We start from the raw sequence: 26972 nt of genomic DNA, 5'->3' as shown, positions 1-26972 counted from the left end.
TCACTCCGCCGGCCCAGGCGCCAGCACTTCACGGCTACCGTTGATGCCCATGGCGGACACGAGGCCCGCCGTTTCCATCTGTTCGACGAGACGCGCCGCGCGGTTATAACCGATGCGCAACTGGCGCTGCACCGAGGAGATCGACGCGCGCCGCGTGCGCACCACGAAGGCGACCGCCTCGTCGTAGAGGGGATCGGCCTCCGCGTCCGGCGATTCGCCGAACAGGTCTTGCGCTGCGCCGCCCTCGGTGGCCGGGCCGTCGAGAATGCCTTCCTCGTACTGCGGCTCGCCGAACTGCTTCAGATACTCGACGATCCGATGCACTTCCTCGTCGGCGACGAACGCGCCGTGTACCCGTTGCGGGTAGCCCGTGCCGGGCGGCAGGAACAGCATGTCGCCCTGGCCCAGCAGCGACTCGGCACCCATCTGATCGAGAATCGTGCGCGAGTCGATCTTCGACGATACCTGGAACGCCACGCGCGTCGGAATGTTCGCCTTGATGAGCCCCGTGATCACGTCGACCGAAGGACGCTGCGTCGCCAGGATCAGGTGGATGCCGGCGGCGCGCGCCTTCTGCGCGAGCCGCGCGATCAGTTCTTCGATCTTCTTGCCGGCCACCATCATCAGGTCGGCCAGCTCATCGATCACGACCACGATCAGCGGCAGCGGCGCGAGCGGTTCGGGCGCTTCCGGCGTCAGCGAGAACGGGTTGCCGAGCTTCTTGCCCTTGGCTTCGGTGTCGCGGATTTTCTGGTTGAAACCGGCCAGATTGCGCACGCCGACCGCGGACATCAGGCGGTAGCGCTTTTCCATTTCGCCGACGCACCAGTTCAGCGCGTTGGCGGCCAGCTTCATGTCGGTGACGACCGGCGCGAGCAGATGCGGAATGCCTTCGTAGACCGATAGCTCCAGCATCTTCGGATCGATCATGATGAGGCGTACTTCCTCGGGCGTCGCCTTGAAGAGCAGCGAGCAGATCATCGCGTTGATCGCCACCGACTTGCCCGAACCGGTCGTGCCCGCGACCAGCATGTGCGGCGCCTTCGCCAGATCGGCGACCACCGGATGGCCGGTGATGTCCTTGCCCATGGCGAGCGTCAACTGGGAATGCGAGTTCTGGTAGACGCTGGCTTCGAGAATTTCGGACAGGCGGATGGTCTGGCGCTTGGCGTTCGGCAATTCCAGACCCATGCAGGTCTTGCCGGGAATCGTCTCGACCACGCGGATGGATGTCAGGCCGAGCCCGCGCGACAGATCCTTCATCAGACCGACGATCTGACTGCCGCGCACGCCAAGCGCCGGCTCGACTTCGAAGCGCGTGATGACCGGCCCGGCCGACGCGCCGACAACGGTCACCGGCACCTTGAATTCCTGCAGACGCTGTTCGATCAGCAGGCCGGTTTCGATGAGCTTTTCTTCGGAGACCGGTTCGACGTCGATGTCTGCGGGCGCGAGCAGGTCGAGCGTGGGCAGTTCGACCATCGAAGCCGCGGGTGCGCGGAACTCGAAGCCGTTGGTGGGGCTGTGGCCGCGCAGCGGGGGGCGTTGGACGGTGGGTTCGGCGGCCCCGGTGGATGGGGGCGCGGTTGTGGTCGGTGCAGCGGGGGGTGTTGCGTCGAGTGGCTTTGCGTCGAGCGGTGCTGCCGCGAGCGGTGCGGATGCTGCTGGCGCGAAGGCGGCCTCGTTGACGCGGTCTTCCACGGCGACCGGTTCGTCGGCAACGACATCGGATGCCACGGGCGCGGCGTGAACCGCGAAGCCCGGAAAGCGAACCACGTTCGATGCCTGCACCACGATGGTGGGTGGCGGCTCTGCGGCTGCTGTGTTGTCAGCGTATGCGGTGGCCGGCGATTCCGACGCGTGCGGCACGATGCTTTGCGGCAGCATTGCGGCCGATGCGTTTGGAACGTGCTCGGTGGTGGGCGAGTTCGACGCATGCGACGCTACGTTGAGTGGTGGCATTGCTGCGGTTACGTTTGCAGCGTGCGTGCTGGTTGACGCGTCCGATGCCTGGGTCGCGTCCGGCAGGGCAGGGGAGTCCACGGCTTCCATTTGGACCGGTGCAGTGGATTCGTCAAGGCGCGCTCCGCTCAGCGACGGCATGACGTCATGCGTCGCCACGGCTTCACTCGACGCGGCAACGCTAGCGACAGCCGGCCCGCTCGACGACGAAGCCGCGTGTTGCGCCAGGACGGCATCGAGTTCGGCTTCCCAAGGCGCGAGGGTTTTATCGAACACGACGGAAGCGACCGGGGCATACGCCGGCACAGCGGATGGCGGCTCGATGACCGGTGCGGCTGCTTTAACGTGTTCGGTGGCCGCGGATGTAGTTGGCTGCCCGGCAACCTCAGATGCGATGACTTCTGAATGATCCGCCGGCTGGCTAGGCGTTTGCGCGACTTCAGCTGTCGGGCTCGCGTGGCTGTCGGCGTGAGGTGCCAGCTGCGCTGAGTCGTCTTCGAGCGGCGGTTCGTCCGCGTGAGCTTCGCTCGCTTGCAACTGCGCCGCGAAGATCTGAAACGGCGTAGGTGTAGCAACCGATGGCACATACTGCGACGCAGGCGCAGGCGCAGGCGCAGGCGCAGGCGCAGGCGCAGGCGCAGGTGCAGGTGCAGGTGCAGCCGCAGCCGCAGCCGCAGCCGCAGCCGCAGCCGGAGCCGCAAACACAGGCTCGACTACGGGCGCCGCCGTCAACGGTCGTTGAATGATCGGTGGCTCGATCGGCCATTGCACGACGGGCTCGTGCCTGACCTCCAGCGGCACTTCGATCGCGGTTTCCGTGCGCGTCGTTTCGATCGGCGCTTTTACCGAGTCGTCAGCCGATGCACTTTCCACAACGTCGAACGAAGGCACAGCCTCGTCCGGCGTCAATGGCATCAAAGGCGTCTCGAGTACCTCCGCTCGCGCCATATCCCCGCCCGATGGCCGAACCTCGAACGACCCCAACGCGTCCGGCGCGCTCGTGACTTTCGGGGCGTCCGCGCTGCTGCTGCGCGCGAGGCTCACCCCGGCAAGGTCGGTCCAGCGGGCGGCGTTTTCAGCAATGCTGCGAAGCGTCTCCTGCACACTCGGAGGCGGCGTGACTTTCTGCGTCGTGGGCATAGGCCGCGTGAAGCTGGGCGGCGCCCGGCGCGTCGCCGACGCCGGCATGTCGTCGCCTGAACGCGGGGCGGCCGGGAAAGCCTGCCGGGGCGCCGCGGCGCGATTGACCGAAGCCGCCGGGGCAGAGGTGCCTTGGGCCGCCACCGACGGACGACCCGCGCCGGTGGTTGAGTTGCCCACGGACCCCGCAGTCGAGTGCGAGGCCGCGCCGGGGACGCCGCGCGCCATTGCCGCCGCGTGCGTCGATGTCTGAGCCACTCTGGTTGGCATAGCCGCGCGGCCCGCGGCACCTGCCGCGCCCGCCGCAGCTGCACCACCCACAGTACGTGCCGCACTCGCAGTGCCTGTCGCGGCTGCCGAAGTTGCACCCACTGTACCCACTGCACCAGCTGCAGCCGCACCCCGAGCGAAGGCCGCACCTGCCGCGAGGCCGGCACCGAACCCTGACGATCCGACGGCCCGCTGCTCGCCAGCCGACCGACGTCCAACCTGCGATGCGCTGTCGCGAGCCGCGGCACCGGATGCACCCGATCCGGCGACCGAATCCTCCGCCGGCGCAGCCATGCGTGATCCGGAGTCGCGCAACCAGCCGGTCGGTGCGACCGGCTCGGCCGGCATCCACGCGGCTTTGTCCGGGTTGAGTGATTGCGTTTGCATCGGTACATGGCGCGGCGATGTCGTCGCTGCGCCCGTGTGCAGCACCGGCTCGGACTGCGTCTGACCGCGCGGCGCCGCCGCCCCGCTGCGCCAGCTCGCGCCGACGCCACGCGCCGACGCATCCTTGCCCGCGGCAGCCGCAGCGGCGCCCGCGGCCGCGTCGCGCCCGCGCGCGGGCGGCCGCCACACCGTGGGGCGCGCGTAACGTCCATTGGTTTTCGGCGCCATCGTATTGGTGGTTGGCGAAACGTGCGACGGCAAGCCGTCGTCGACACTGCGATGACGGCGCGCTTCCTCGTCGCGTTTGGCGAGGCCGCGCGACAGGCCGAGGCCGAACGCGCCGTCGGCCCATGCGGCGAAGTCGCGCCAGCGGAAATCGATCAGCCAGGGCAGGCTGATCAGCAGCAGCGCGAGCGCCGCGAGAGGTGTGCCGATATGCCCGAGCAGATGACCGAAGCCCGCGGCCAGCGCGTGGCCGAAGCCATTCACACCGGCCACGCCGATCAGCGACGCTTCGAGTGTGCAGCTCGCCACCAGCACGCAGACGAAGCCGAGCCAAAGCCGGATCGTGCCGGGGCCGCGCAAGCCTGCGCCGCCCGGCAGCGCGGACTTCACGAGACGCCACACAAGAGGAATGAACCAGACGGCTGACCCGCCGAACCAGCCGAAAACTACCGTTTGCATACTAGACATCAACGAATGACGGACGCGCGCAAACGCAATCCGTCGAGTTTAAACCGGCGAAGCCCGACGCTTCGAAGGCAGACGCAAGTATGCTTGCGTCCCATTGGAAAGCAGACCGGCGCGCGGCCTGCCGTCGGTGAAAAACAACGGCTGTCGGGACAGCCTTCACCCTTCATGCGGACCGTTCCGACCGTGGCGCGCGCCGCAGGCCGGTTGGCCAGTCAGCGTGCCTTGCTCTCGTCCGGCGATCCGCGCCCCGCTCATTTCGTGCTGCTGTCGAAGGTCAGCGTGTCGCCGTTGTCGAGCACCAGTTGCATCTGCTGCGGCGCGCGCATCTGCACGCCGGTGCGATCGATATGCGTCAGCGCATTGAGATACGCGCCCTCGATCTGTCCGCCCGGCGTCATGCACGCCATGCGCGTGCCGCCCAGCGTGCCGAAGCTCAGCTTGCCGTCTTTCAGCGCATACGAGCCCATATAGCGGTTGCAACCGGAAAAGCCGCTGGCGTGCCGTTGACCGGTCGAGGTGGACAACGTGAGCGTAATCGGCGCGCCCTGGTTCGCGGACGGAATCGCGCGTGCGGTGCCGTCAGCCTGTTTCCATGCGCTCAGCACCCAGCTGGTGTCGTCAAGCAATTGCGCGGCGGCGGGGTTGAAGGGGTCGGGCGCGGCGGCTTCCGAGTCGGGATGTTTCGGGATCGCGCAGGCGCTCAACAGCGCGGCGACGCTCAACGCGGCGATGGCGGTGCGCAGATGCGGGGTGAAATACGGGGTAAAGCGCGCAACACGTCGCGCGGAGGAGCTTTGGAGCATGGCGTCGTTCCTCTTCAAACTGGCGAAGGCGTAAGGGTAACGCACTAAGCTCGCCGCACGCGAGAGCATTGGCGTGCCACGAGCTTATTCAGCGCGTCATGGCGGCCTTGTACGCCGCCGTTGTGAGCAAGTTGTGCGCAAGTTGTGCGCAAGTCGTGCGCAGTCGTTGCCCGTCACGCGCGGATCAGGATGTGGCCGCCGCGAGCAAGGTGCGGCGAGGGGTCCGCATGTTAACATCGTGCTCTACCCAATCCCACCCTCATCCGACTTTTATCTGGAGACCTCATGCAGATCGGCCAACGGATCGGCACGCCCCTTTCTGAATCCGCCACGCGTGTCATGCTGCTCGGCGCCGGCGAGCTCGGCAAGGAAGTGATCATCGCGTTGCAACGGCTGGGCGTCGAAGTGATCGCCGTCGACCGTTACCCGAACGCGCCGGGTCACCAGGTCGCGCACCGCGCGTACGTGATCGACATGACGGATCGCGCCGCGTTGCGCGCGCTGGTCGAACAGGAGCGCCCGCATCTGATCGTCCCCGAGATCGAGGCGATCGCGACCGACGAACTCGCCGCTATCGAGGCCGACGCGCTCGCCGAAGTGATCCCAACGGCGCGCGCCACGCAGCTCACCATGAACCGCGAAGGCATCCGCCGTCTGGCCGCCGAGGAACTCGGCCTGCCGACCTCGCCGTACGCCTTCGCCGACTCGCTCGACGAACTGCGCGCGGGCATCGCCAAAGTTGGCTACCCGTGCGTGGTGAAGCCGGTCATGTCGTCGTCGGGCAAGGGGCAGTCGGTGCTGCGCAGCGACGCCGACGTCGAACCCGCATGGCAATACGCCATGGCCGGCGGCCGGGTGAACCACGGCCGCGTGATCGTTGAAGGCTTTATCGACTTCGAATACGAAATCACGCAGTTGACCGTGCGCGCCATCGACCCGGCGAGCGGTGAAGTCAGCACGTATTTCTGCGACCCGATCGGCCACGTGCAGGTGGCGGGCGATTACGTCGAATCGTGGCAGCCGCAGCCCATGAGCCCGCTCGCGCTCGAACGTTCGCGTGAAGTGGCGCACAAGGTCACGGCCGCGCTCGGCGGGCGAGGTTTGTTCGGCGTGGAACTTTTCGTGCGCGGCGATGACGTATGGTTTTCGGAAGTGAGTCCGCGTCCGCATGACACCGGTCTCGTCACGCTGTGCTCGCAGCGCTTTTCGGAATTCGAATTGCACGCGCGCGCGATCCTCGGTTTGCCGGTGGATACGTCGCTGCGGGCGCCGGGTGCGTCGGCGGTGATTTACGGCGGCCTCGACGAGACCGGTATTGCTTTCGAAGGTGTCGCCGCGGCGTTGGCGGTGCCGAATTCGGACCTGCGCCTGTTCGGCAAGCCGGAGAGTTTCGTCAAGCGCCGCATGGGCGTGGCGCTCGCCACGGGCGACAGCACCGACGAAGCACGCTCGCGTGCGAAGCAGGCTGCGGCGGCGGTGCGGCCGGTGTCGGCGAAGTAAGTGCCGGCGGGGCGCGCTCGGCATGGTTGTGACGAACCGCCACGCGCCGCTGGTTTCGCGCGGCCGGCATAATCGGCGCGCGCAATCTGAAATGATTGGGCTCGTCGAGCTCATCGACGTTGAGGTACGTATGGCGCTGGAAATCGGCAACAACACGCGGCGCGGGGTGGCCGGCCGTCTCGGCACACTCGGCGTGCTGTTCGCGCTGTGTGCCGGTTTGACGGGGTGCGGTCTCGCGGCCGCGCCGTGCCGGATCGCTTCGGCCGGCTTGAAGATCGTGCCGGTGGTCGGGCACGTGGCCGCCGCGCCGACCGATGCGTGCGCCGACGTGATCGATCCATGATCGATTCGCGTCGACTGTCCTGAGCCGCAGCCACGAGGCGCGGCATACCTGGGGCTTGCCTGGCATCGCCCGTGTTTGACTGGCAGCAACGATCGAGGCTTCCCATGAAGAGATGGCTGGTTGCGTTAACCACGGCGGCGGGACTGGCGGCGTCATATGGCGTTGCATGTGCCGCGCCGTTGCAGTTTTCAGAGATTCAGGCAAAAAACCGTCAGACCCACAAATACACCTGTGCGACCGGCAAGATCCTGCAGGTCACCTACTGGAACACGGCGAACGGCCAGAGCTTCGCGCTCGTGCCGGTGAAGGGCAAAGCGCTGCTGTTCGTCAACACCATGTCGGCCTCCGGCGCGAAATATCAGGCCGGCAGCTATACATGGTGGATCAAGGGCCCGCGCGCCGACCTGTACGACGCCATGGACGGCGAAAACGCGCCGCCCATGCTGTCGGACTGCGTCACCATCAATCGCTAGGCATGCGGCGGCGGGTTATCCCAACTGCGCCGCTGATTGCCTCATCATGCTCCTGCCGCGCGGCATTGGCCGCCGGCCGCACATCATTCCCGTTCGAGTAGTAAGCTGTCTGGCGTGGCATCTGCAGCGCGCTCACGTTATGCCATCAAGCCATGCCGGGCGGTGTCCGCATGGCCGTCGTCGTCTTTCGATCGTCCGTTTCCGGACCCCGGCAAGGGGTCGCGGCCCGCGTCCGTATCATCAAGCGAGACCCTCAATGAAAGCATCGGACCTGTTCGTCAAATCGCTGGAAGCCGAAGGTGTCGAGTATGTGTTCGGTATTCCCGGTGAAGAAAACCTCGATCTGCTCGAATCGCTGCGCCGCTCGAAAATCCGTCTGATCCTCACGCGTCATGAACAGGCGGCCGGTTTTATGGCCGCCACTTACGGGCGTCTCACGGGGCGCATCGGCGTGTGCCTGGCGACCCTGGGCCCGGGCGCGACCAACCTCGTGACTGCCGCCGCGTACGCGCAACTGGGCGGCATGCCGATGCTGATGGTCACCGGGCAAAAACCGATCAAGGCGAGCAAGCAAGGGCATTTTCAGATCGTCGACGTAGTGCGCATGATGGAGCCGCTGACCAAATACACGCGGCAGATCGTGTCGGTCAGCAATATCCCGGCGGCGGTGCGCGAGGCGGTGCGTCAGGCGGAAGAGGAGCGGCCCGGCGCCACTCACCTCGAATTGCCGGAAGACGTCGCGCATGAAGAAGGCGACGGCAAGCCGATACCGAAGAGCTACAGCCGCCGTCCCATCGCCGAGGAAAAAGCCGTGGCGCACGCGGTCGAGGCGATCACCCGCGCGAAGCATCCGTTATTGATGATCGGCGCGGGCGGCAATCGCAAAACCACCACCAAGATGCTGCGCGAGTTCGTCGACCAGATCGGCATTCCGTTCTTCACCACGCAGATGGGCAAGGGCGTGATCGACGAATCGCATCCCATGTGGCTCGGCAACGCGACGCTCTCCGACGGCGACTTCGTGCACCGCGCGATCGACCACGCGGACTGCATCATCAATGTCGGTCACGACGTGATCGAAAAGCCGCCGTTTTTCATGCGCAGCGGCGAGGCCGGCGAGAAGACGGTGATTCACGTCAACTTCCTCGGCGCCGAGGTCGACACGGTGTACTTCCCGCAGATCGAAGTGGTCGGCGATATCGCCAACGCCGTCTGGCAGCTCAAGGAAAGTCTCAAGGAGCGCCAGGAGCACTGGGACTTCACGCGCTTCAAGGAAATCAAGGAGCACTTCGAGGCGCATCTGATCAAAGGCCAGCACGACGACCGTTTTCCCATGTATCCGGTGCGGATCGTCAACGACGTGTACGAGACCACGCCGGTGGACGGCATCGTGTGTCTGGACAACGGCATGTACAAGATCTGGTTCGCCCGCTACTACCGCGCGCACGAACCGAATTCACTGCTGCTCGACAACGCGTTGGCTTCGATGGGCGCGGGGCTGCCGTCCGCGATCGCCACCAAGATCGTGCATCCGGACCGCAAGGTCATGGCCGTGTGCGGCGACGGCGGTTTCATGATGAATTCGCAGGAACTGGAAACGGCGGTGCGTTTGAGGCTGGATCTGGTGATCCTGATCTTGCGCGACGACGCGTTCGGCATGATCCGCTGGAAGCAGGAAAACATGAACTTCCCCGACTACGGCATGACGCTGAGCAACCCGGATTTCGTCGCGTATGCGCAGAGCTATGGGGCAAAGGGTCACCGAATCGAATCGGCGGCGGAGTTCGCGCCGCTGCTGCGCGAATGTTTCGTGACGCCGGGCGTACATGTGATCGATCTGCCGATCGACTATTCCGACAATGAGCGCGTGCTGAATCGCGAGATCAAGCGGCTGTCGGCGCAACTATGAACGGCGGGTGGCTTCACCGGCGACTGACAGGCGAGCGGAAAATGGGCGCGGCTAGTGAGCGGCACGCGAACGGCACACTAGCGGCAAGTGAGCAGCCAATGAGCAGCCAAGGGGCATGCCCCTTGCTGGCAGTCTTGCTTTTACAGCTATCGGATCAAGGAGACGCGTCATGTTGAACAAGACCTACCCGTACTATCTCGCCAACGTTGCGGTGGCCGCCAACACCGATCTCGAAGTCACCGATAAATTCAGCGGCGAAGTCGCCACCCGCGTGGCGATGGCCGACGCCGCCGCGATCGACAAAGCGATCGGCCACGCCGTCGAGGCCATGCCCGCGCTGCGCGCCTTTCCGCCGTTCAAACGCCAGGCGGTGCTCGAACATTGCGTGAAGCGTTTTCGCGAGCGCTACGACGAACTGGCGCTCGCGCTGTGCATCGAGGCCGGCAAGCCGATCAACGACTCGAAAGGCGAGGTCACGCGCCTGATCGATACGTTCAAGGTGGCCGCGGAGGAGTCGGTGCGCATCGACGGCGAGATCGTCAATCTGGAGATTTCGCCGCGCGCCAAGGGCTACCACGGCTATGTGAAGCGGGTGCCGATCGGCCCTTGCTCGTTTATTTCGCCGTTCAACTTTCCGCTGAACCTGACCGCGCACAAGGTCGCGCCGGCTATCGCGGCAGGTGTGCCGTTCGTGTTGAAGCCGGCGAGCCGCACGCCGGTCGGCGCGCTCATCATGGGCGAGATTCTGGCGGAAACCGATCTGCCCAAAGGCGCATTCTCGATTCTGCCCGCGCATCGCGACGGCGCCGATCTCTTCACCACCGACGAGCGCTTCAAATTGCTGTCCTTCACCGGCTCGCCCGCGGTGGGCTGGGATTTGAAGAAGAAGGCGGGCAAGAAAAAGGTGATTCTGGAATTGGGCGGCAACGCGGCTGCGATCGTCGACGGCGATCAGGGCGGAAAGCTCGACTATGTGGTCGACCGGCTCGCATTCGGCGCGTTCTATCAGTCGGGGCAGAGCTGCATCGGCGTGCAGCGGATTCTCGTCCACGCCAGTTTGTATGACGCCTTGCGCGAGAAGCTCATTGCCAAGACCAAATCGCTCGTAATGGGCGATCCGAAAGACGAAAAGACCTTCGTCGGGCCGATGATCTCCGAATCGGAATCCAAACGCCTCGTCGGCTGGATGGAAAGCGCGGTGCAGGCGGGCGCGAAAATCATTGCCGGCGGCAAGGTCGAGGGTGCGATGTTCGAGGCCACGCTGCTCGAAGGCGTGAAACGCGACACCGATCTGTATCGCAAGGAAGCGTTCGGGCCGGTGGCGATTCTGGAGCGCTTCGACGATTTCGACGCCGCGCTCGCGACCGTCAACGACAGCGACTTCGGCCTGCAGGCGGGCGTGTTCACGGATTCGCTCGCGCATGCGCATCGCGCGTGGGACGAACTCGACGTGGGCGGTGTGGTGATCAACGACGTGCCGTCGTTCCGGGTCGACAACATGCCGTACGGCGGCGTGAAGGATTCCGGGTTGGGGCGTGAAGGCGTGCGCTACGCGATCGAGGACATGACCGAGTTGCGCCTGATGGTGATGCGCGAGACGTGGTAGGACGGCTGTCACGCAACTGTCGTCTGAGCCCACTACGCTGCGAGCGAAGCGCGACGGCGCATGGGGGTGCCCCGAGCGCCGGCGCCCCGGCTTTCGCCGGCGTAAGCAGAAAGCCGGCACATGCGCCATGAGTGTTTTTGCTGAAGTGCTACAATACCGGCCTTTCCGGCGGGTGTTTCCGCCGGCCGGAGCCGGCCGCATTTTTTCCCGCAATACTATCGGGTCCCGTGCGGAACGCCGTGGCTCCGCCTTCATCACAATGCCCTCTGCGGTTCCGACCGCTGCCGCGCGCACGCGCAAAGCGCATTTTTAGCGAAAGCCACCATGTCCGACACAGCCGTCACGCCCAGCACTGCGACTTTTGATCAATTCGGTCTCGCGCCCGACATCCTGAAAGCCGTCAAAGAATCGGGCTACACCATCCCTACGCCGATCCAGGCGCAGGCGATTCCCGTCGTGCTGGCCGGCCGCGACGTCATGGGCGCCGCGCAAACCGGCACCGGCAAGACCGCGAGTTTCTCGCTGCCGATCATCCAGCGCCTCTTGCCGCAGGCGAGCACGAGCGCGTCACCCGCCCGCCATCCGGTGCGCGCGCTGATCCTCACGCCGACCCGCGAGCTGGCCGACCAGGTCGCCGCGAACGTGCAGTCGTATGCGAAGCACACTGCGCTGCGCAGCGCAGTGGTGTTCGGCGGCGTGGATATGAATCCGCAATCGGAGCAACTGCGCCGCGGCGTCGAGATTCTGATCGCCACGCCAGGCCGTCTGCTCGATCACGTGCAACAGAAGACCGCCAACCTCGGCCAGGTGCAGATTCTCGTGCTCGACGAAGCCGACCGCATGCTCGACATGGGCTTCCTGCCGGACCTGCAGCGCATTCTGAACCTGCTGCCGAAAGAGCGTCAGACGCTGCTGTTTTCGGCCACGTTCTCGGGCGAAATCAAGAAACTCGCTGCCACTTATCTGCACAACCCGCAAACCATTGAAGTCGCGCGCAGCAACTCGACTGCGACCAACGTAACGCAGATCGTCTTTGAAGTCGCCGAAGGCGACAAAACTGGCGCGGTCGTGCAACTGATTCGCGAGCGCAGCCTCAAGCAGGTGATCGTGTTCTGCAATAGCAAGATCGGCGCGAGCCGTCTCGCGCGCAGCCTCGAGCGCGACGGCGTGGTGGCGACAGCGATTCACGGCGACCGCTCGCAGAATGAACGGATGCAGGCGCTCGACGCGTTCAAGCGCGGCGAGATCGAAGCGCTGGTGGCGACAGACGTCGCCGCACGCGGCCTCGATATCGCCGAACTGCCGGCGGTGATCAACTTCGATCTGCCGTTCAATGCGGAAGACTACGTGCACCGGATCGGCCGTACCGGCCGCGCGGGTGCTTCAGGCGACGCCTTGTCGCTGTGCAGCCCGAACGAGCGCAAGCAGCTTGCCGATATCGAGAAGTTGATCAAGCGTCCGTTGGACGTGCAACGCCTGACGGTGGAAGCGCCGGTGCGCCACCACCATGAAGAGCGCGCACCGCGTCGCGAGCGTAGCAGCGAGGGGCGGGAAGGGCGCGAAGGGCGTGAAGATCGCGGCAGCCGTCGGCGCACGGGTGCGTCGTCTGGTTCGTTCGACCGGCCGCATCATCATCGCGCGCAACCGGTGGATGATTTCTTCCTGAAGCCGTATGAGCCGTCGCCTGCTTCGGTTCGCAAGGTCGAGGAGGCCGACGCTGCTTCGGCCGCGCCGCAGAAGTCCGCTTCCAAGCAGCCGTTGGCGGCGCTGTTGGGCGGGTTCGGAATGCCGAGAAAGTCGCCGTCGTCTTCCTGATCCAGGCGCGAATCGCGGTTATCCTGCTGCGGGTAATCCCATTCGTTTTGCCCATGCCACCGTGGCGGCGGCATAAAAGCCGTCTAGCGTTGTATGGTCCGCAGCGCTTTCCAGCTTGAGCCCCAGATGCCGCGCCGCCGCGCTCAGCGCGTCGAGTGGCTTATCGCTGTCCAGCGCCGTGGCGCCGTTCTGCTTGCTGAGTTTTTCGCCCCGTTCGTTCATGACGACGGGCACATGCAAATATTCGGGCGTCGGCACGCCCAGGCAGCGCTGCAAATAGATCTGCCGTGCCGTTGAATCCATCAAATCCGCGCCGCGCACAATGTGCGTGATGCCCGCGTCCGCGTCGTCGACGACCACCGCCAGCTGATACGCCCATTGGTCGTCCGCGCGCTTCAGCACGAAATCGCCGACCTCGGTGGCCAGATTCTGTGTCTGCGTGCCTTGCCAGCGGTCCTCGAACGTGATGATCGCGGCGTCGCCATCGGGCACGCGCAGTCGCCATGCGCGCGCCGGTTTGCCATGCAGGCCTTCGCGGCAGGTGCCGGGATAGGCGAGGGTGGTGTTGCGCGCATGCGCGTGCAGAAGCGAGTCGGCGATTTCCTTGCGCGTGCAGCCACACGGATAGATCATGCCGCCGGCCTTCAATTCCTCCAGCGCCTGCTGGTAGCGCGCGAGGCGGGTGCTTTGCCAGACAGGCGGTTCGTCTGCCTGCATGCCGAAGCGTTCGAGGGTGGCGAGAATATCTTCGGCGGCGCCCGGCACGGTGCGCGGGCCGTCGATGTCTTCAATGCGTACGAGCCACGCTCCCCGATGCGCACGTGCGTCCAGCCAGCTTGCAAGCGCGCTGACCAGCGAGCCGAAATGTAGCGGGCCGGTGGGCGACGGCGCGAAACGTCCGCGGTAGGGCATGCCGGCCTTGGCCCCGGCCCGCAAGCCTCGGCCCGATTGTTGCGCCGGCTGCGCGGCCACCATCACGCGGCGCGTGCCGCCTTGCTGTCCGGATGACATTCCGGACACGTCTTGCCCGCCACGTACATGGGCGATTGTTGCGCTTCCGGCGAAACCACGGCGCGGCAGCCGAAGCATTGCGTCGTCTTGCTGGGCTCAAGTTGAGGATTGAGCGCGGTGCGGTAGTCGAACACGAAGCAGTCGCCGTGATAGTGGGCTCCGCCCACTTCCTCGAAGTACTTCAGAATGCCGCCTTCGAGCTGGTACACGTTCTCGATGCCCACGTCCTTCATGTGGATCGCCGCTTTCTCGCAGCGAATCCCACCCGTGCAGAACGACACAACCGTCTTGCCTTCCAGATCGGCGCGATTCTGCTCGATGACTTCGGGAAACTCGCTGAATTTCGTAATGCGGTAGTCGAGCGCGTTATCGAACGTGCCGACGTCGACTTCGAATGCGTTGCGCGTGTCGAGCATCACGACGGGGCGGCCTTGATCGTCGTGACCGCGGTCCAGCCAGTTTTTCAGCGTGGGCGCGTCGACGAACGGCGCACGGCCTAGCTCCGGCCGGATGGCCGGTTTTTTCATCGTGATGATCTCGCGCTTGAGCTTGACCAGCATGCGGGTGAACGGCTGCTTGTCCGACAGGCTTTCCTTGAACTGCAAATTCGCGAACTTGCCTTCGAACAGCGCGTCGCGACGGATGTAGTCGATGAACGCGTCCGTAGCCTCACGCGTGCCGGCGACGAACAGGTTGATGCCTTCCGGCGCCAGCAGAACAGTGCCCTTCAGGCCGAGCGCATTGCAGCGCTCCGTGACGAACGGGCGCCATGCGGCGGTATCTTCGATAGTCGCAAATTGATACGAAGAGAGGTTGACGATACTCATAAGTGTCCAGCGGTAAGAGGTGACCGGCGTTGCGGAAAACGGGGCGCATTGGGCTCCCGCTTTCAGGCGCCACGCGGTACGGCCACCTCGAATGGGGCGAAACCCGTATTATCTCTCAACCCGGCGCGTTCCCCGACTCGGCCGAATGGCCAGCGGGTTGCGGTAGCGCAAATCGTTCTCGAACTTGCTGTCGATTTGCCGCGCTCAGGCGGACGTCCGCATGCTCCGCCACCTCAGAAACGCCTGTGCACGCGGCTCGCGCGTTTGCGCCCTAAGCCGGACGGCCAACGCGCGGTTTTGGCCTGAAAACTCCGGAAGGGTGGAGTTACAATGTCGCCCATGTCAGATCCCCGCTTCGTTCATCTCCGCGTTCACTCCGAATTCTCGATTGCCGATGGCATCGTGCGCCTTGACGACGTCGTCAAGGCCGCCGCCAAAGACGGCCAGGGCGCGCTCGCCCTCACCGATCTCGGCAACGCATTCGGCCTCGTCCGTTTCTACAAGGAAGCCCGTGGCAAAGGAGTCAAACCCATTGCCGGCTGCGACGTCTGGATCACCAATCCGGACGACCGCGACAAGCCTTCCCGTTTGCTGCTGCTGGTCAAGGACCGGCGCGGCTACCTGAACCTGTGCGAACTGCTCAGCAAGGCGTCGCTCACGAACCAGTATCGCGGTCGCGCGGAAGTCGAGGCCGGCTGGCTCGAAACGGGTCTCGGCGAAGGGCTGCTCGCGTTGTCGGGCGCGCAGCAGGGCGACGTCGGCCTCGCGCTCGCGGCGGGTAACGAAGAAGCGGCAAAGCGCAACGCACTGCATTGGGCGAAGGTATTCCCCGGCGGCTTTTATATCGAGTTGCAGCGCTGCGGTCAGCCCGGCGGCGAGCACTACGTGCAGCAGGCGGTCGCACTCGCGGCGTCGCTGAAACTGCCGGTGGTCGCCACGCATCCCATGCAGTTCATGACGCCGGACGACTTCACCGCGCACGAAGCGCGCGTGTGTATTTCCGAAGGCGACATTCTGGCCAATCCGCGCCGCCCGAAGCGCTTTACGTCCGAGCAGTATTTCCGCACACAGGAAGAGATGGCCGCGTTGTTCGCGGACATTCCGTCGGCGCTCGCCAACTCGGTGGAAATCGCCAAGCGTTGTAACCTCACGCTCGAACTCGGCAAGCCGAAGCTGCCGCTCTTCCCCACGCCCGACGGCATGTCGCTCGACGACTACCTCGTGCATCTGTCGAAAGAGGGCCTCGAAAAGCGTCTCGAGCAGCTTTATCCGGACGAAGCCGAACGCGCGGCGCAACGTGCCACGTACTACGAGCGCCTCGAATTCGAGTGCGGCACGATCATCAAGATGGGCTTTCCCGGCTACTTCCTGATCGTGGCGGACTTCATCAACTGGGCGAAGAACAACGGCGTGCCGGTCGGTCCGGGCCGGGGCTCGGGCGCCGGGTCGCTGGTCGCATACGCGCTCGGCGTGACCGATCTCGATCCGCTGCGCTACAACCTGCTGTTCGAACGTTTCCTGAATCCGGAGCGGGTGTCCATGCCCGACTTCGACATCGACTTCTGCCAGCACGGCCGCGATCGCGTGATCCAGTACGTGAAGGAAAAGTACGGTGCGGACGCCGTGTCGCAGATCGCCACGTTCGGCACGATGGCGGCGAAGGCTGCGGTGCGCGACATCGGCCGCGTGCTCGATCTCGGCTATATGTTCACGGACGGCATCGCCAAGCTGATTCCGTTCAAGCCGGGCAAGCACGTCACCATTGCCGACGCGATGAAGGAAGAGCCGCTGCTGCAGGAGCGCTTCGACAACGAAGACGAAGTGCATCAGCTGCTCGAACTCGCGCAGCGCGTGGAAGGGCTGACGCGTAACGTCGGCATGCACGCGGGCGGCGTGCTGATCGCGCCCGGCAAGCTGACTGATTTCTGTCCGCTGTACACGCAGGGCGACGAAAGCGGCGTGGTGAGCCAGTACGACAAGGACGACGTTGAAGCCGTCGGCCTCGTGAAGTTCGACTTTTTGGGTCTGACCACGCTCACGATTCTCGACTGGGCCGAGCGCTATATCCGGCGTCTCGATCCGTCCAAGCAGGACTGGTCGCTCGGGCAAGTGCCGCTCGACGACCCGGCGTCGTTCTCGATCCTGAAGAAAGCGAATACGGTCGCCGTGTTCCAGCTGGAAAGCCGCGGCATGCAGGGCATGCTGAAAGACGCGCAGCCTGACCGCTTCGAGGACATCATCGCGCTGGTCGCGTTGTACCGTCCGGGCCCGATGGACCTGATTCCGAGCTTCTGCGCGCGTAAGCACGGCCGCGAAGTGGTGGAATATCCGGATCCGCGTGTCGAATCTGTTCTGAAAGAGACCTACGGCATCATGGTCTACCAGGAGCAGGTGATGCAGATGGCGCAGATCATCGGCGGCTATTCGCTGGGCGGCGCCGACTTGCTGCGTCGCGCGATGGGTAAGAAGAAGGCCGAGGAAATGGCCGAGCATCGCGAGTTGTTCCGCCAGGGCGCCGCGAAGAACGGTCTGACCGCTGAGAAGGCCGACGAAATCTTCGACTTGATGGAGAAGTTCGCGGGCTACGGCTTCAACAAGTCGCACGCGGCCGCGTACGCGCTGCTGGCGTATTACACCGCATGGCTGAAGGCGCACCATCCGGCGGAATTCATGGCGGCGAATATGTCGCTCGCCATGGACGACACGGACAAGGTCAAGATCCTGTTCGAAGACTGTCTCACGAACAAGATGGCGGTGCTGCCGCCGGATGTGAATCTGTCCGCGTATCGCTTCGAGCCGGTCGCCGAGCCTGACGGCAAGCGCTCGAAAACGATCCGCTACGGCCTCGGCGCAATCAAGGGCAGCGGCCAGAACGCGATCGAAGAAATTCTGCGCGCGCGCGAAGACGGTCCGTTCATCGATATTTTCGATTTCTGCAACCGGGTCGACCGCCGCATCGTCAATCGCCGCACGGTTGAAGCGTTGATCCGCGCCGGCGCGTTCGACACTTTGCATGCGAACCGCGCGCAACTGATCGCGTCCGTTTCGCTCGCCATGGAAGCCGCCGAGCAGGCGAGCGCCAACGCGCTGCAAGCGGGCCTGTTCGACATGGGCGACGCGCCGTCGCAAGGTCACGAACTGGTCGACGAGCCGGAATGGCCGGAAAAGAAAAAGCTGCAGGAAGAGAAGGCCGCGCTCGGCTTTTATCTGTCGGGCCATCTGTTCGATGCCTACAAGAACGAAGTGCGCCGCTTTGTGCGCCAGAAGATCGGCGAGTTGAAGGAAGGCCGCGACAAGCTGGTCGCGGGTGTGATCGCGTCGCTGCGCACGCAGATGACCCAGCGCGGCAAGATGCTGATCGCGCTGCTCGACGACGGCACCGGTCAATGCGAAGTCACGGTTTTCAACGAAACGTTCGAAGCGCACAAGCAGCTGTTCAAGGAAGACGAACTGCTGGTCGTGCAGGGCCAGGCGCGTAACGACGCGTTTACTGGCGGGATTCGCTTCACTGTCGACACGGTCATGGACCTCGGCCGCGCACGCTGCCGTTACGCTGAGGCCGTGAAGGTGCAGATGAACGGCAACGCGGACGCGCTGGCATTGCGTCGTGTGCTTGAAGCGCATAGCGCAGGCAAGGACGAACCGCAGGCGGCAGCGGCACCGGCGGCTTCATCGCGAGGCGGAAACGGCGGTGGCAACGGTGGTGGCCGCAATGGTGGCGGCTACGGCGGTGGTGGGCAGCGTCAGGCGGTACAGATTCCAAACGGGCTCGCCGTGCAGGTGGTGTATCGCAGCCAGAACGCGGAAGGTGAAATGCGTCTGGGCGACGCGTGGCGCGTGAAGCCGACCGACGAACTGCTCGCGGCGTTGCGCGGCGAGTTTGCCGGAAGCTCGATCGAGATCGTGTATTGATGGTGGGTTGATGCTGGCTTTTGCCGCGCCAATGGCGCGGCAAAACCTGACTGTGACTCGAAGCGGCGAATCCCTGCGACGCGGGCATAGCGAGTGCCGCTAAGCACGCCGCGTTATCAGGCGAGTGATCTTTCATGGGCGCGACGCAATCAGCCGGCTAGACCAACCGACGGTGATTGGCGACCCATGCCCCGCAAGCTAGCGCCGCGCCTTCTCCCCCAAGCGCGCCAGCTTCAAAAACCGGTAATACACCGTCTCCGCATTGAACACCGCGATCATGAAACCGGCGCGGCCGTCCAGAAAACCGCGACGCAGCAAATAAGTCCGCACGAACGCCCACGCGCCGCGCCCGAGCGCCTTGCCGAAGCTGCCTCGCTGGCCCGCCACGTGACGTTGCTGGGCGCCCGCGGTCGAATATGCGTCGAGCTTGCGCAGCACCCCTTCGAAGTCCTCGTACGAGTAATGCATCAGCTTGCCGGTGAGACGCTGCGCCGGCGTGTCGAACACCAGCCGCTCGTGCACCAGGTCGTCGGAGAAGCGCGCGGCGCCACGTTTGAACAGACGCGGAATCCAGTCCGGATACCAGCCGCTGTGATGAATCCAATGCCCGCAAAAACTCGACAGCCGGTCTACCGCATAAACGTCGGCGGTGGGGGCGGCCAGCGCCGCGCGGATCGCTGAGGCCAGCTCCGGTGAGACGATTTCGTCGGCGTCGATCGAAAGAATCCAACCGGTGCCGAGCGCGTCGACCGCGCGATTCTTTTGCGGGCCGTAGCCCGGCCAGTCGGTCTGTTCGATCACGCGAGCGCCGTGCGAGCGAGCGATGTCGGCGGTGCCGTCCGTGCTGCCGCCGTCGATCACGACGATCTGATCGGCGAACGCCACGGCTTGCAGGCATTCAGCCAGCCGCGCCGCCGCGTTTTTGGTGATGATGGCGACGCCGAGGGTGGTTTCTTGCATACCTGAGTAGCGTGAAGGGCAAAATGACGGAACGCTTCGCACCAGCCGGCGCCCCCCAGGCATGTTGCGCGAAGCAGCGGGCATAAGCGGGCTGCCGAAGCGAGTGGCCGAAGCGAGTGGCCGAAGCGAGTTGCCGAAGCGAGTTGCCGAAGTATACACAGCCGATCCCCAACCGCCGACGCCCATCCCCAACCGTTTACAATGCTCTTTTTTGATATTCCGCCCGGCCGGCATTCCGTCTGCCGCGCGGTTGCCGTCCCGCATTCTCAGAGGATTCCTTGAGCGCGAAGCCAACGTTAAGCAAACCCATCGGTACAGGTGAGGCGTCGTCGCCCTCCGTCGTCTTTAAAAGGCTGTGGCCGTATATCAAGCCGCTGATCTGGGTTCTCCTCGGCGCAATCGTTGCAATGGCCGTCAGCGCCGCGACCGACGCGGCGATCCCTGCGTTGCTCAAGCCTTTGCTGGACAAGGGCTTCGGCGCGCATGCCAACGACAAAACCAAGTGGTTCGTGCCGGCCGCGGTGATCGGCCTCGCGCTGGTGCGCAGCTTGTCGCAATATGCATCCGGGTATCTGCTTGCCTACGTGACGAACAAGATCCTGCTCGATCTGCGCCTGAAAATGTTCAGCCGCATGATTCACACGAGCGTGGCGTTCTTCCAGCGCGAAACCGCGAGCACGGTGATCAACGCGATCGTCTTCGAGGTGAACCAGATTCTCAACGTGCTGCTGAGTGTGCTGGTCACGCTGGTACGCGATTCGCTCACCGTGGTCTTCCTGCTCGGCTATCTGTTCTATCTGAACTGGCGTCTGACGCTGATCGTCGCGGTGCTGCTGCCGGCGATCGGCTGGCTGGTCGGCAAGATCAACCGCCGCCTGCGCCGTCTGAACCGCGAGCATCAGTTGCTGACCAATGAGCTGTCGTACATCGTCGAAGAGTCGGTGGGCGGCTACAAGGTCGTCAAGGTGCACAACGGCGAGCAGTACGAGATGGATCGCTTCGAGTCGATGAGCAAGCGTCTGCGCGGCTATGCCATGCGCATGACCGTGTCCGGTGGACTCGCGCAACCGTTGACGCAGTTCCTCGCGTCGATCGCGCTCGCCGTGGTGATTACGATCGCGGTGGTGCAGTCATCCTCGGATCAGACCACGGTGGGCGGCTTCGTCGCCTTCGTCACGTCGATGCTGCTGATCATCTCGCCGCTCAAGCACCTGATGGACGTGAACCAGCCGCTGCAGCGCGGCATGACGGCGTGCGAGCTGATTTTCGGCCTGATCGACGAGCCGTCCGAACCGGAAGGCGGCGGCAAGCCGCTGGAACGCGCGCGCGGCGAAGTGGAGTTCCGCGACGTCTCGTTCAACTACAGCGCGAACGCCACGCACAACCGCCACACGCTCGACCAGGTGTCGTTCAGAGTGGCGCCGGGTGAAATGGTCGCGCTCGCGGGCCCGTCGGGCAGCGGCAAGACCACGCTGGTAAATCTGCTGCCGCGCTTTTTCGATCCGAGCGGCGGTCAGATTCTGGTCGATGGCGTGGCGATCCCCGAATACGATCTGCACGCGCTGCGCAGTCAGATCGCGATGGTGAGTCAGGACGTGGTGCTGTTCAACGACACGGTCGCCAATAACGTCGCGTACGGGCAGGTCGCCGATCCCGACAAGGTCAAGGCGGCGTTGCGCGCGGCCAACCTGTGGGACACCGTCGAGGCCATGCCGAAAGGCATCGAAACGCTGGTCGGCGACAACGGCATGATGCTCTCGGGCGGCCAGCGGCAGCGTCTGGCGATTGCGCGGGCGATCTACAAGGACGCGCCCATCCTGATCCTCGACGAAGCAACGTCGGCGCTGGACTCCGAATCCGAACGCCACGTCCAGGCCGCGCTGGAAACGCTGATGAAGGGCCGCACGACGCTCGTCATCGCGCACCGCCTGTCGACCATCGAGCGTGCCAACCGGATTCTGGTGATGGAAGCGGGGCGGATCGTCGAGAGCGGCAGTCATCGTGAACTGCTGGCGAAAGACGGGCTGTACGCGCATCTGCACCGCATCCAGTTCCAGCAGAGCGCGGCGTAACGCGCGCGACACGTCGATCGGCCATTCGGGTCTCCATTCACGCGGTTCGCCAGCGCGGACCGCGCATGACTTGCCCCTTAACATTTGACGAGGCGCTGGCTCGCGCTGTCTGCTGAATGAAGAAACTTGGACTTTCCAGTAACGCGCTGCAGCACAGCGGCGGCCTAGAGCGCTACGCCATGGACCTGGTGCGCGGCCTTGCCGCGCGCGGCATCGAGCCGGCTTTCTTTGCGCGTCGCTTCGATGCGTCGCTGGCGGAATACGCGATGGTCGAGCCACACCGCATCAACGTGTCGTTTCTGCCGGGCAAGTTGCGCGACCGCTGGTTTTCATGGCGGCTGCGCGGCGCACGTCGCGCGGCGCAAGTCGATGTGCTGATCGGCTGCAACCGCGTCGACTCGTCCGATATGGCGATCTGCGGCGGCACGCATCTCGGTTTTTTACGGGCGACGGGGCGAGCGCAGAAGCGTTCGGACCGCTGGCAGATTGCGCTCGAGCGCCGTCAGTACGAGCGCTCGAAGGTCGTGGTCGCGCATTCGCAACTGATGCACGATGAACTGCGCGAACTGTACGGCGTGGACGAGGCGAAAATCCGCGTGCTGTACCCCCCCGTGGACGGCACGCGTTTCGCGCCGACCGACGCCGCGACGCGCGCCACCCTGCGTCGCAAATATGGTTTTGCCGACGACGAGATCGTCCTGCTGTTTCCGTCGAGCAGCCATGAGCGCAAGGGTTTGCCGCTTATCGAAGCCGCGCTGCGCGACACGGCGCTGCCCGTGGTGGTGGCCGTGGCCGGACGGCCGCCCGCGCGTACGTCCGGGCGGCTGCGCTATATCGGCTATGTGAAGGAGCTCGCCGAGTGTTACCAGGCCGCGGACTTCACGATCCTCGCATCCACGTATGAGCCGTTCGGTCTGGTCGGTATCGAATCGGTGATGTGCGGCACCCCGGTCATTTTCCCGTCGACTATTGGCTGCTGCGATGCGATTGCCCCTCACGCGAAATTCATTTTTTCGCCGGACGACGTGGCGGATCTGCGTGCCACGCTCGAGCGGGCGGTGGGCGCGCATCGCGACGGCACGCGTCGCGCGCCGTCGGAACGGGCCCGCGACGCAGTGCTTTACGACCCAGGCGTAGCCGCTCACGTGGACGCGCTGCTGAGGTTGGCCGAGCAACTCGACGCGACGCGTTAGGGGCCGCCGGACCCTTGTCGCACAAGGAGCGGGCGGCCTTGCTGGCGCGGTTTCGCGCCGTTCCGCGGCAGGGTCACATGTTATAATTTTTCACTCTCAACGCTCGAACTCAATTCGGGCCGAACACCCACTTATTTCATCGAGCTTTCCATGCCGGCCTGGACAGGCGGCGGGCGAGAAGCGCCGCATCCCGAGCCGCGCCGGCCCGTCGTGACGGGGCCGTAGCCGCTGCACTGGAGGCCTTCGGGAAGAATACCGCTGGAGATTGTGCATGGCGAACGCGACCTCGCGCCGGGTATCGGCGCACAGCAAGATCGCGGCGGGAACCAACGCGCCGATGAGCCTATGAGTCGGCTTGCCGGGCGTCTTCGTATTTTTGCGCGGGCCATCCCGCGACTGTTGATCAAGCCACTGCGCCGCGAGCCACGGCAACCGCGCAGCATTCTGATTGCACACCATTTGTTGCTTGGCGACACGCTGCTGCTCACGCCGCTGCTCGCCAAGTTGCGCGCGCAATATCCGCAAGCGCAGATCGTACTGACCTGTCCGAAGGCGATCGTGCCGCTGTATGCCGGTCGGCCTTTCAACGTCACGGTCTTGCCCTTCGATCCGCGTGATGCGAAGTCGGTGCGGGACGTTTTGCTTTCCGGACCTTACGACCTCGGCATGGTGCTCGGCGACAATCGTCACAGCTGGCTCGCGTTGGGCGCGGGCTGCCGCTGGATCGTCGGACACTCGGGCGATGAGCCGGCCTGGAAGAACTGGCCGCTCAACCGGAGCGCGCCGTATCCCGCGGCGCCGGCGGCCTGGGCCGACCTCGCCGCGGAACTGGTCGACGGACCGCCGCCGCGCGCTTACGCGCCCGCCGACTGGCCCGCGCCGCAGCATGCGGCGTTACCCGAGCCGTCGCTACTGGCGAAACCTTACGTCGTGCTTCATCCGGGGGCGAGCACCAGCGTCAAACGCTGGCCCAATACGCGCTGGCGCGAGCTTGCGCAACGTGTGGAAGCGCTTGGCTATCTGCCGGTCTGGACCGGCGGCCCCGGCGAAGCCGAGCTGATTCGCGCGATCGACCCGGACCCTCATCATCCCAACCTGGCGGCGCGGCTTGGCCTCGGCGAGTTGTGGCATCTGTTTGCCAGCGCGCAAGCCGTGGTTTGTCCCGATACCGGGGTCGCGCATCTGGGGCGTCTGATTGGGGTGCCCACGCTTGCGCTGTTCGGCCCGGGCAACGCTTCGATTCATGGCGCGGGGCGCTACTGGCGCGAAGTGCCGTTCGTGCCCATTACGATCGCGGAGATGCCCTGCCGCGATCAGCCTTTTATATTCCGCCGCAAGGTAGCATGGGTGCGGCGCTGTGATCGCAACGAGACGACCTGTGTGGCCTGGCGCGGCGACCATGCCGAGTGTATGGGCCGGCTGTCGGTCGAGTCGGTGTACAACGCATTGCAAAATGTTCTGGTGAAAGTGTAATGACTCACACGGCTGCGCGAGTGGAGCGCGTGTTATGGGTTGCCTGTCCCGTGATTCTGTTCGTGGTGATGTTCGGCCACATGACGGCGCTCGTCTTCAATGCGCTCGCACTGATGGCGCTCGGCGTCGTGGCGGCCGCCTGTTCGGCGAACCGGCCATCGCTATTGAAGTGGCCGCTGGTGCTGCCCATCGTGGGTTGGGCCGGCTGGAGCCTCGCTTCGGTCGCATGGTCCATGTATCCGATGATCAGCCTGCACGCGTGGTGCGACGAGGTGCTCTATCCGCTGGTGTCGTTCTGGGGCTTCTGGCTGTTCGGCACCGAACTGCGGCGGCCGGCGCCCGTGGTGCTCGTCAACTGGGGCGCCTGCGTGGTGCTCGCCGTGATCAGCGCGCTCTACTGGGGGCATCTGCAGCCGCCCACCGCCAATACTTTTCCGCTGCATTTCTATAATCGCGTCGGCCATACCAGCACGCTCGCGGTGTTTGCCATGCCGCTCTTCGCCGGCTTCCTGCTGAAGCCGCGTTGGCGCGTGATCGGCGCGAGCGGCATCGTGCTGTGCCTGTTCATCGGACTGGCGACCCTCAATCGATTCTTCTGGCCGGCGGCCGCCGTGACGCTTCTGGTCGCGTTGTTTCCGCTCTACCGGCGCCGCCTGTTGCTGGCGGTGCTGGTCGTCGCCGTGGTCGGCGCGGCCGGCGTCGGCACGCTCGAGTTCAGTTCCCGTCTGCGCACGGCCGGCACCGCGCCCGCCGCCAGCCAGTCGCGCGATGTCGCGATCGACGGTCATCAGGTCTACGTGCCCGGCTCGCTGTCCGCGATCGGCGACACGGTATCGGCTGACACGCGTCCGAAGCTGTGGGCGTTTTATGTCAGCGAAGCCGAGCGCCATAGGTGGGTCGGAGTGGGCTTCGGCAAGCCGTTGCCGGGGATCGTCTATCGTGGCGAAATGCCCGCCAGTTTGCTGGCGGTCGAACCGCAGGCGCTGACTCACGCGCACAACCTGTTCATCAACACGTGGTTGCAGACGGGCTTCATCGGCGTCGCGCTGCAGACGGCGTTGTTGCTGTGCCTCGTCGCGCGCTTCTGGCGGCTTCGGCGGGTCGAGCCCTGGTTGTGCGCAGCGGGCGTCGCGCTGGTGGCCGGCATGATCGCGAAAAATACCACCGACGATTTCATGTGGCAGACCACCATGCTCGCATTCTGGGCGTTTGCGGGCCTGCTGCTGGGTTGTGCGGAGCAAGTCGGCGCTTCCGGCGAAGCGTCGCTCGACACTGTACGCGGCAAGGTCACGGCAGTACGCAGTGAACAGCGGCGTGAAGCGCCAACAGCCAAGCTGGGCGAATAACCAAGGTGACCAACGCAAACCCGCACGCTACCGAAGCTGACCGCACGCCGCTGCGTATCCTGTTCCATATCAACGATTTCGGTAAAGGCGGCACCGAGACCGCGCTTCTGTCGTGGCTCAAGACGCTCGACCGGCGGCTGTTCGCGCCGAGCCTCTCGGTGGCGTATCCGACCGACGACCTGTTGTTCTGGCGCGCGCAGTCGATCCCCGACGACGTGCCCGTCCATGTGCTCGCCTCATCGAAGTGGATGTACTCGCTTCATCAGGAGGCCCGAAAGCGCAAGCTGGGCAAGGGCGAGAAGTTATTGCACAAGCTGCTGACCTATGGCGCGATCCGGCCGCTGGCTGCGCTGCGCATGCGGCGTCTCGCCAGGCAGCACGATCTGATCTGCGATTTCGATTTCTCGCTGCGCCACGTGGCGGGAAGCGGCCATGTGCCGTGGTTCGGCGTGAGCCATTTCAGCCTGGCGGCGCGGCTCGGCAGCAAGAGCGCGCGCTACATCGCCCGGCGGGTCAAGCATTATTCACGTTACTCGGCAATCGCCGTGCTGACGCCCGCCATGTTGCGCGAGGCGCAGGAACTCTTCTCGGCAACCGCGCTGGATATCGTCGAATTGCCGAACGTGATCGACGTCGATGCACTGCGGCGCGCGGCGCGCGCGCCGATCGAACGCCCGGCCGACTCGTTCATCGTTTCGGTGGCGCGTCTGGACGAAGGGCAGAAGGACCACAAGACGCTGCTCAGAGCCTACGCTCAGGTGCGCGAGCGTGGCCGTTGCAAGGCGGCGCTCGTTCTGATCGGCGAGGGGCGCGACCGGCGCGAACTGGAGCAGTTCGCCGACGAACTCGGGATCGGTACAGCGGTGCATTTTCTGGGTTTCTGCGCGAATCCAGCGCCTTATATCCGGCAGGCGGAACTGCTGGTGTTGAGCAGTCGTTACGAGGGTTTCGGCATGGTGCTCGGCGAGGCCATGGCGCTCGGCACGCCGGTGCTGTCGGCGGATTGTCCGACTGGGCCAAGGGATTTACTGGAAGGCGGCAAGGCCGGCCTGCTGGTGCCGGTCGGCGACGTGGACGCGATGGCGCGCGCAATCGAACGTCTGCTGACCGACACGGAATTGCGCCGCACGCTCGTGCAAGCAGCGCAGCAAAAGGTCGAAACGTTCACGCCGGCCAGCGCCAACCAGCGCATGCTGGAACTGGCGTTGCGGCTTTCGGCGCAACAGGATTCACAGGACGTGCAGGCGTTGCGCTGAAGCGCGCGCCAGGTTCACGCG

17 protein-coding genes are annotated in these 26972 nt (G+C 64.8%); 12 read left to right on the top strand and 5 right to left on the bottom strand.

All coding sequences use genetic code 11. The features are described 5' to 3' along the window. Both BLW71_RS10510 and BLW71_RS10505 read right to left on the bottom strand, forming a co-directional pair. On the bottom strand, window positions 1-4443 hold the full coding sequence (locus BLW71_RS10510) for a DNA translocase FtsK (protein ID WP_091796109.1): 4443 nt from the start codon (window positions 4441-4443) through the stop codon (window positions 1-3). A 260-nt stretch (window positions 4444-4703) separates the two neighbouring features. Next, window positions 4704-5255: an META domain-containing protein gene (locus BLW71_RS10505; protein WP_091796106.1), complete on the bottom strand. Its 552-nt coding sequence runs from the start codon at window positions 5253-5255 to the stop codon at window positions 4704-4706. Between the two features lie 285 nt (window positions 5256-5540). Between BLW71_RS10505 and purT the strand changes: the two genes are divergently transcribed. The 6 genes from purT (at window position 5541) to BLW71_RS10470 (ending at window position 12901) form a co-directional block, all read left to right on the top strand. Continuing rightward, window positions 5541-6755, top strand: coding sequence for a formate-dependent phosphoribosylglycinamide formyltransferase (gene purT / locus BLW71_RS10500; protein ID WP_091796103.1), 1215 nt, complete (start codon window positions 5541-5543; stop codon window positions 6753-6755). A gap of 130 nt (window positions 6756-6885) precedes the next feature. Further along, entirely contained in the window at window positions 6886-7098 is a 213-nt protein-coding gene (locus tag BLW71_RS10495) for a DUF6726 family protein (RefSeq protein ID WP_091800697.1), read from the top strand. Window positions 7099-7202: 104 nt separating this feature from the next. After that, window positions 7203-7571 (top strand): MliC family protein, encoded by a 369-nt coding sequence (locus BLW71_RS10490; RefSeq protein ID WP_091796101.1) that lies wholly within the window; start codon window positions 7203-7205, stop codon window positions 7569-7571. Window positions 7572-7827: 256 nt separating this feature from the next. Beyond that, window positions 7828-9480, top strand: coding sequence for an acetolactate synthase large subunit (locus tag BLW71_RS10485; RefSeq protein WP_091796098.1), 1653 nt, complete (start codon window positions 7828-7830; stop codon window positions 9478-9480). Window positions 9481-9649: 169 nt separating this feature from the next. Further along, complete coding sequence (locus tag BLW71_RS10480; protein ID WP_091796095.1) at window positions 9650-11086, top strand: aldehyde dehydrogenase family protein; 1437 nt, start codon at window positions 9650-9652, stop codon at window positions 11084-11086. A gap of 324 nt (window positions 11087-11410) precedes the next feature. Then, window positions 11411-12901, top strand: a complete 1491-nt coding sequence (locus BLW71_RS10470) for a DEAD/DEAH box helicase (RefSeq protein ID WP_091796089.1) — start codon at window positions 11411-11413, stop codon at window positions 12899-12901. A gap of 18 nt (window positions 12902-12919) precedes the next feature. On the opposite strand, the gene gluQRS is transcribed toward BLW71_RS10470, so the two are convergent. Together gluQRS and BLW71_RS10460 are read right to left on the bottom strand one after the other, a co-directional pair. Further along, complete coding sequence (gene gluQRS / locus BLW71_RS10465; RefSeq protein ID WP_091800694.1) at window positions 12920-13813, bottom strand: tRNA glutamyl-Q(34) synthetase GluQRS; 894 nt, start codon at window positions 13811-13813, stop codon at window positions 12920-12922. A gap of 62 nt (window positions 13814-13875) precedes the next feature. Further along, window positions 13876-14739: a sulfurtransferase gene (locus tag BLW71_RS10460; protein WP_091796086.1), complete on the bottom strand. Its 864-nt coding sequence runs from the start codon at window positions 14737-14739 to the stop codon at window positions 13876-13878. A gap of 330 nt (window positions 14740-15069) precedes the next feature. Between BLW71_RS10460 and dnaE the strand changes: the two genes are divergently transcribed. Continuing rightward, on the top strand, window positions 15070-18651 hold the full coding sequence (dnaE, locus tag BLW71_RS10455; protein ID WP_091796082.1) for a DNA polymerase III subunit alpha: 3582 nt from the start codon (window positions 15070-15072) through the stop codon (window positions 18649-18651). 198 nt (window positions 18652-18849) lie between these two features. On the opposite strand, the gene BLW71_RS10450 is transcribed toward dnaE, so the two are convergent. Further along, window positions 18850-19611, bottom strand: coding sequence for a glycosyltransferase family 2 protein (locus BLW71_RS10450; protein WP_091796079.1), 762 nt, complete (start codon window positions 19609-19611; stop codon window positions 18850-18852). A 278-nt stretch (window positions 19612-19889) separates the two neighbouring features. Between BLW71_RS10450 and msbA the strand changes: the two genes are divergently transcribed. The 5 genes from msbA to BLW71_RS10425 all read left to right on the top strand — a co-directional run bounded on the left by msbA (window position 19890) and on the right by BLW71_RS10425 (window position 26951). Continuing rightward, on the top strand, window positions 19890-21683 hold the full coding sequence (gene msbA / locus BLW71_RS10445; protein WP_091796076.1) for a lipid A export permease/ATP-binding protein MsbA: 1794 nt from the start codon (window positions 19890-19892) through the stop codon (window positions 21681-21683). A 116-nt stretch (window positions 21684-21799) separates the two neighbouring features. Continuing rightward, window positions 21800-22876 carry a glycosyltransferase family 4 protein gene (locus BLW71_RS10440; RefSeq protein WP_091796073.1) on the top strand — a complete coding sequence of 359 codons (1077 nt, stop codon included), beginning with the start codon at window positions 21800-21802 and terminating at the stop codon, window positions 22874-22876. Window positions 22877-23221: 345 nt separating this feature from the next. Continuing rightward, complete coding sequence (locus tag BLW71_RS10435; protein WP_091800691.1) at window positions 23222-24349, top strand: glycosyltransferase family 9 protein; 1128 nt, start codon at window positions 23222-23224, stop codon at window positions 24347-24349. Next, window positions 24349-25695: an O-antigen ligase family protein gene (locus tag BLW71_RS10430; RefSeq protein ID WP_091796070.1), complete on the top strand. Its 1347-nt coding sequence runs from the start codon at window positions 24349-24351 to the stop codon at window positions 25693-25695. The genes BLW71_RS10435 and BLW71_RS10430 overlap by 1 nt, the downstream gene beginning before the upstream one ends. Next, the gene (locus BLW71_RS10425; RefSeq protein ID WP_502686826.1) at window positions 25692-26951 is read left to right on the top strand and encodes a glycosyltransferase; all 1260 of its coding nucleotides are present in this window, start codon (window positions 25692-25694) and stop codon (window positions 26949-26951) included. Before BLW71_RS10430 ends, BLW71_RS10425 begins: the two co-directional genes overlap by 4 nt. Window positions 26952-26972 lie beyond the last annotated feature (21 nt).

Origin of the sequence: Burkholderia sp. WP9 (assembly GCF_900104795.1) — a bacterium.
Classification (GTDB): domain Bacteria; phylum Pseudomonadota; class Gammaproteobacteria; order Burkholderiales; family Burkholderiaceae; genus Paraburkholderia.
The sequence above is the reverse complement of the archived record's forward strand: the minus strand, read 5'-3'. Positions and strand labels throughout refer to the sequence as shown.